This is a genomic window from Mycoplana sp. 10N416 (assembly GCF_056394765.1).
Map to the genome: position 1 here is coordinate 1 of NZ_JBFTIM010000061.1, position 393 is coordinate 393.

Consider the following 393-nt stretch of genomic DNA (forward strand, 5'->3'; position numbering starts at 1 on the left):
CATCGGCGCGCCCTGCACCGGCCACAGGAAGAGGTCGGGCGCCACGCGGAACGGCACGTTGACCGGGGCCGGCGACAGGCCCGGCGCCTGCAGCAGCTGGGCGTCGACCAGCTCGCCCATGCGCACCGGACGGTCCATGCGCAGCCAGCGCGGCGCGTCATAGGGCGCGCGCGGGGCGATCAGGGCGGTGTCGACCTGGGCCATGGCGCCGCTGAGGCCGCCCTGCGAGATGCTGAGCGCCAGGGCGGCGCGGCGGATCTCCGAGGAGTCGCGGCCGATCACCAGCAGCAGGCGGCGTTCGGGCGCCAGCGGATTGGCGATCACCGCCAGGGTGGGACCGCCCACCTGCGGCAGGGTCAGGCCGTCGATCGTCTGGCCTGACTGGCCGAACAC

Annotated in this window: 1 protein-coding gene; it reads right to left on the bottom strand. The window is 75.1% G+C overall.

Annotation, left to right across the window (positions count from 1 at the left end; all coding sequences use genetic code 11):
* On the bottom strand, positions 1–393 hold a 393-nt coding region (locus AC1DDS_RS25810; RefSeq protein ID WP_477481450.1), incomplete at both ends, for a cellulose biosynthesis cyclic di-GMP-binding regulatory protein BcsB.